The sequence below is a fragment of the Pseudolactococcus chungangensis CAU 28 = DSM 22330 genome (genome assembly GCF_002441885.1).
Taxonomy (GTDB): Bacteria; Bacillota; Bacilli; order Lactobacillales; family Streptococcaceae; genus Pseudolactococcus; species Pseudolactococcus chungangensis.
In genome coordinates, this window is record NZ_JXJT01000080.1 from 1 (window position 1) to 392 (window position 392).

Here is a 392-nt window from a genome sequence, read left to right on the forward strand (position 1 = left end):
CTTTAATCAATTCATTTTCGTCTTTTGGATTACGTTGTTTAGGCGCCTCTATGAATGTTGCATCAACAATCTGTCCTTTATGAGCGATCATCCCTTGTGATTCAAGTTTTTCTTGAAAGGCAGAAAAAAGCCAGTTTCCTCTATTAGATTTTGATAGCTGATTTCTAAAGTTCCAGATAGTCTTTGCGTCTGGTACCTTGTCATCAATCTTAAGGAATCTTCTAAACGAAATCCGGTCAATCATTTGATATTCCATTGCATCATCAGATAGATTGTATAAGCGTTGTAAAATTAGAATTTTCAACATTAAAACAAGGTCATAGGGCGGTCTACCACCATGAGATTTGTTTTTTAAATCATACTTAAAAATCCGGTTAAGAGTTGGGCGAAAA

1 protein-coding gene is annotated in these 392 nt (G+C 34.9%); it reads right to left on the minus strand.

Features of this window, described 5'->3' with window-relative positions:
- On the minus strand, nucleotides 1-392 hold a 392-nt coding region (locus RR45_RS10980), incomplete at both ends, for a transposase (RefSeq protein WP_143465100.1).